6 protein-coding genes are annotated in these 5401 nt (G+C 68.2%); 4 read left to right on the top strand and 2 right to left on the bottom strand.

Annotated elements, in window-relative coordinates:
* On the bottom strand, window positions 1-1410 hold a 1410-nt coding region (locus D3261_RS19250; RefSeq protein WP_120075200.1), incomplete at its 3' end, for a sorbosone dehydrogenase family protein.
* Window positions 1411-1498: 88 nt separating this feature from the next.
* Complete coding sequence (locus D3261_RS19245; RefSeq protein ID WP_120075198.1) at window positions 1499-2575, bottom strand: hypothetical protein; 1077 nt, start codon at window positions 2573-2575, stop codon at window positions 1499-1501.
* 151 nt (window positions 2576-2726) lie between these two features.
* Here D3261_RS19245 and D3261_RS19240 point away from each other — a divergent pair, with 151 nt between their 5' ends.
* The 4 genes from D3261_RS19240 (at window position 2727) to hjc (ending at window position 5260) form a co-directional block, all read left to right on the top strand.
* Window positions 2727-4001 (top strand): adenosylhomocysteinase, encoded by a 1275-nt coding sequence (locus tag D3261_RS19240; RefSeq protein WP_120075196.1) that lies wholly within the window; start codon window positions 2727-2729, stop codon window positions 3999-4001.
* A gap of 59 nt (window positions 4002-4060) precedes the next feature.
* Complete coding sequence (locus tag D3261_RS19235; RefSeq protein ID WP_120075194.1) at window positions 4061-4336, top strand: antitoxin VapB family protein; 276 nt, start codon at window positions 4061-4063, stop codon at window positions 4334-4336.
* Entirely contained in the window at window positions 4333-4734 is a 402-nt protein-coding gene (locus D3261_RS19230) for a PIN domain-containing protein (protein ID WP_120075193.1), read from the top strand. The genes D3261_RS19235 and D3261_RS19230 overlap by 4 nt, the downstream gene beginning before the upstream one ends.
* A 100-nt stretch (window positions 4735-4834) precedes the next feature.
* The gene (gene hjc, locus D3261_RS19225; RefSeq protein ID WP_120075191.1) at window positions 4835-5260 is read left to right on the top strand and encodes a Holliday junction resolvase Hjc; all 426 of its coding nucleotides are present in this window, start codon (window positions 4835-4837) and stop codon (window positions 5258-5260) included.
* The last annotated feature ends 141 nt before the right edge of the window (window positions 5261-5401 follow it).

The following is a 5401-nucleotide window of genomic DNA, read 5'->3' as shown; positions in this document are numbered from 1 at the left end:
CGTCTGGTTCGCGGACCCGCCGCTCGCCTCCGAGGCGGGGACGAGTCGGTGGACGCCGCCGCCGTCGTCGCCCCGGGTGAGGGCGTAGAGCTCGTCGTCGTTGTCCCGACCGATCGCGATGAGCGCGCCGTTCAGTTCGCCGTCGTCGGTCGTGGCGACGTCGAGCTTCGTGAACGACCAGAGGTCGTCGCCCTCGCTCGGCGTGGCGGCGAACAGCGCGCCGGCGTCGGAGCCGCCGAAGAGGTAGTCGCCGAAGACGTACTGACCGGCGAGCGCGTCGACCGACCCGTCGTAGACGTAGCCGCCGATGACCGAGACCCCGATCGGCTGGCCGTCCCTGACGTGCGGGTACTCGATGACGGGGTCGATGAGCGGTTCGCCGCCCCGGACCGAGTCCGGGGTCGAACTCGGGCAGTTGTCGTCGCTCGTGCCGTAACAGTGGGTGCCCTCCCTGACGTTCCAGCCGTAGTTCCCGCCGTTCTCGACGATGTCGACCTCCTCGTACTCCGACTGGCCGACGTCGGCGACGTAGAGATCGCCGTTCGAGAAGCCCATCCGCCAGGGGTTGCGAAAGCCCCAGGCGAAGTGCTCGTCGAGACCTTCCTGTCCAACGAGCGGGTTGTCCTCGGGGATGCCGTAGGGTTTGCCGTCCGATTCACCGTCGACGTCGATCCGGAGGATGCTCCCGAGGAGGTTCTCGGTGACGTCCTGCCCGTTGCCGCCCTCGTTCGCGTCGTACCAGTCCTCGGCGTGGCCGGTGCCGGTGTCGCCGCCCTTGCCGCCGTCGCCGAGCGAGGCGTAGAGGTAGCCGTCCGGACCGAACGCTACCGCACCGCCGTTGTGGTTGCTCTGGGGTTCGGGCTCGGAGATGAGCTGGCGTTCGGAGTCGGGGTCGCCGCTCGACCCGTCGTCGGTCGTCGTGAACTCGGAGAGCACCGCGTTGTGCGAGTAGGGGTCGGGCGTCTCCTCGGTCGGGGGTTCGCTGTAGCGGAGGTAGAACCGGCCGTTGTCCGCGAACTCGGGGTGGAAGGCGAGCCCCAGCGCACCCTGTTCGCCCTCGACGGGGGTCATCCGGTCGGCGATGTCGATGAACGGCTCGTCCCGCCTGCCGTCGTCGTCGACCACGTAGACCTGGCCCGCGCGTTCGAGCACGAACCACCGGTCGTCGCCCGTCGGCGCGGCGAAGTCGATCGGCTCCTCGAACTCGTCGGTGACGGTTTCGAGCCCGACCGACGGACCGCCCGGCACCACCGCCTCCTGCTGTCGAGCGCGCGTCGCACGACCCGTGCCGACCCCGCCGAGACCACCGGTCACCCCGGCGAGCGTGCCGGCTGCGACGGTCCCGAGCAGGCGGCGGCGGGTCGGAGTCGGTTCGGAGGAGGAGGTTTCGGGGCGGCTATCTGCGTTCATCGGGTGAGTGTCACGTTCGAGTCGCCGTCCGGGTAAAGGTCTACCGGCCCCGCGTGCCGCGGTTCGATCCCGAATCGTCGCTCGACGCTCAGCGGTCGCCGACCGACTCGCCCGGTTCGACCGTGTTCCAGGGCTCGCCGTTGACGGAGACCCGAAGCGTCGCGTTGCCGTCGTTGCTGAGATAATCGACCTCGCCCGTCGTCCGGTAGCTGTCGACGCCACCGTCACCGACGAAGCCGTTGACACCGTTGCTATCGGCGATGGAACGGCCGTCCGGGCGGTCGGCCTCGGCGGGAACGTCGGCCTCGTTGCCGAGCGTGAGTTCCTCGGTCGCCGACAGCATGTACGTGGACTCACCGCTCCCGACGGCCTCGACCCGGACGACGTTCTCGGAGTCGTTGGGCGGCGGGAGTGTCGTCGGCGCGATCGTGTCACCCCTCAGTCCGTCGCCGGGTTCTAACGTGTCGGTCCGTTCGCCGTCCTCGTAGACCGCCAGCGTCGCGTTGCCGTCGTTGACCATCACGCCCGGCGAGACGCTCGTGACGTAGCTGTCGACGCCGCCGTCACCGACGTAGCCCTGAATGTACGTCTCGGTCTGGGAGATCGTCCGGTCCGGGTGGTCGGCACCCTCGCGGTCAGCCTCGGGCCCGAGTTCGATGCTTCCGGGGACGTAGATCCGGTAGTAGGATTCGCGGCTCCCGACCGCCCGCACGATCAGATATCGCTGGGAGTCGTCCAGTCCCTCGGGCCGCTCCACGACCGACCCGGATTCGGTACCCGTCGAGGTCGGCGCGTCGGTCGCCGTCGACGTTGGGGTCGGTGTCGCGGTGCTCGTGGCGGTCGATGTCGCAGTCGCGGTGCTGGTCGGCGTCGGCGTCGTTGTCGCTGTCGGCGTCACAGTCGATGTCGTGGTTCCGGTCGCCGTCGACGTCGCGGCGCGAGTCGTCGGAGTGGCCGCCACGGTCGTCGTGGCCGCCGTCGTGGTCTCGACGGTCGTCTCGGTCGCGTTGTCGCCTCCCGTCGGGGCCCCACCAGCCGCCGTGCCTTCGATCGGCGTCGACGTGGGTGCGGCGGTCTCTTCCCCACCGAGCCCGGCGAGTCCGGCACAACCCGACAACAGAACGGCCACGGCGATCACGACCGCGAGGATGGATTTCGACGTCATCTCGTCGTTAGCGTTCGGAAGCGGTTCGGGGACATATAAACTCCACCATTGTTGCGGCGGTGAGCGCGTTCGGTACCTTCGGGGCGAGTTCTCGGGGGTCGGCGCACCGGGCTTCGGTAGGGTTTTGAGCCCGCTGGCTCTCGATACGAGCATGACCGCATCTCCGATCACCGACCGCCTCGACGACCCGGCGGCGAGCCAGGAGTCGGGCCGGCAGAAGATCGACTGGGCCCGCGAACACATGCCGATCCTCGACGCGCTCCGCGAGGAGTTCGAGGCCGAGCAACCCCTCGCGGGCGAACGCCTCGGGATGGCGATGCACGTCGAGGCCACCACGGCTGTCCTCACCGAGACCCTCGCGGCGGGCGGGGCGGAGATCGCCATCACCGGGTGTAACCCGCTCTCGACCCACGACGACGTCAGCGCGGCGCTCGACGCCAACGATTCCATCACCTCCTACGCCGAGCGCGGCGTCGACGACGACGAGTACTACGCCGCCATCGAGGCCGTCATCGACCACGAACCGACTATCACCGTCGACGACGGCATGGACATGGTCGCCGCGATCCACGAGGATCACCCCGACCTCATCGACTCGATTTTGGGCGGCTGTGAGGAGACGACGACCGGCGTCCACCGCCTCCGCGCGATGGACGACGACGGCGCGCTCGATTACCCGGTGTTCGCGGTGAACGACACCCCGATGAAACACCTCTTCGACAACGTTCACGGGACCGGTGAGTCCTCGCTCGCCGCCATCGCGATGACCACCAACCTCTCGTGGGCGGGGAAAACGGTGGTCGTCGCGGGCTACGGCTTCTGCGGCCGCGGCGTGGCGAAGAAGGCCGCCGGCCAGAACGCGAAGGTCGTCGTCACGGAGGTCGACCCACGTCGCGCGCTCGAAGCCCACATGGAGGGCTACGACGTCCTCTCGATGGACGAGGCCGCCGCCGTCGGCGACGTTTTCATTACGACTACCGGGAACCGTGACGTGATCACCCGCGACCACTTCGAGTCGATGAAGGATGGGGTACTGCTCGCCAACGCGGGCCACTTCGACATCGAGATCGACCTCGACGCGCTCTCGGACCTCGCCACGGACGACCGTGAAGTCCGGCCCGGCGTTCGGGAGTACGCGCTCGGTGATGGGAGACGGCTCAACGTGCTCGCGGAGGGCCGGTTAGTAAACCTCGCCGCGCCGGTGGCGCTCGGCCACCCGGTCGAGGTGATGGACCAGTCCTTCGGCGTGCAGGCCGTCTCGGTTCGCGAACTCACCGAATCGAGCTACGAACCCGGGGTCCACGACGTGCCCGACGAGCTGGATCGCGAGGTCGCCGAGATCAAACTCGACGCCGAGGGGATCGCGCTCGACGAACTCACTGACACCCAGACCGAGTACATGGGGAGCTGGGACCACGGGACGTGAGCCACGCCGAAGGAACTCCGGCGTCATCGTTTAGTTCGTGTACGTACGTACACAGACATATGGGGACGAAGACCATCTCGCTCGCCGACGACGCCTACGAACGGCTCGAAGCGGCCAAACGCGAGGGTGAGAGCTTCAGCGACGCGGTTCGTCGGCTGACGCCGGGCATCCACCTCGCGGAGTACGTCGGCGTTCTCGACGAGGGGACCGCCGACGAACTCGACACCACCATCGCGGAGCGGCGAGCCGAACGCACCGACGACCGCCGCGCTCGCGTTCGGGCGGTCGCCGACGCGCTCGACGAGCGGACGGCGGAGCACTCGTCGTCCGAATGATACTCGACACCACGTTCCTGGTCGACGTTCTTCGCGGGGACGTACGCGAGAACCCGACCGCAACCGAGTACATCGAGGCGATCGACGCCACCGGAACCGGCAAGGTCTCGTCGGTCTCCGTGATGGAGCTCTGGGAGGGGGTCCACCTCGCGGACGCGACCGAGAGCGAACGAACGCGGGTCGGCGAACTTCTCGATGGGATCCACGAACTCCCGTTCGACAGGAGCGTAGCGATGCGGGCGGGCGAACTCAGCGCCGCACTCCTCTCCGGTGGTGAGCGGATCGAAACCAGCGACGTGATGATCGGAGCCACGGCGTTGGTCCACGACGAACCGGTACTGACGCGAAACGTCGAGCACTTCGACCGGATCGAAGGTCTCGACATCGACACCTACTGATGGCATCCACACACTCACGACGCGCTCCGTCCACGGACCGATCACGCTCGCGGAGCGCCGCGCACGCAGCCCACATCGACCCACCGGGGCCTCGGTAACGATGTCGCACGCGAAGGGCGACCGGGTCGAACGCGAACTCGTCAACCGGCTCGACGGGGCGGGTTTCGCGGTGATGCGCGCGCCCGCGAGCGGCAGCGCCACCGAGCGCGAACTCCCCGACGTGCTCGCGGGCAACGGCGACACGTTCTACGCCATCGAGGCGAAATCCTCCTCGGGAAACCCGATCTACCTCACGGGCGAGGAGGTGGAGGCGCTCGTCTTCTTCGCGCGGAGCTTCGGCGCGAAACCCCGGATAGGGGTGCGCTTCGACCGCGAGGACTGGTACTTCTTCCACCCCGGCGACTGCTACGTCACCGACGGCGGCAACTACCGCGTCAAGAAGGAGACCGCCCTCTCCGACGGCATCGACTTCGACGAGCTCACCGGCCAGACCTCACGAACGCAGCTCGACGAGTACGAGGGCTGACCCGCCGCCGTCACGGTGAACGCCACCCCCGCCGATTTGTCATGCGGGTGTCTGACGCGGAATTAAGTACCGTCCGGGCCTCGTCCCGAACGGGCGCGTCGACCGGTTCCACCCCTCCCCCACACTTCCCCCGTTCGCGCG

Origin of the sequence: Halococcus sp. IIIV-5B, from assembly GCF_003602035.1 — an archaeon.
GTDB lineage: Archaea > Halobacteriota > Halobacteria > Halobacteriales > Halococcaceae > Halococcus > Halococcus salsus.
The sequence above is the reverse complement of the archived record's forward strand: the minus strand, read 5'-3'. Positions and strand labels throughout refer to the sequence as shown.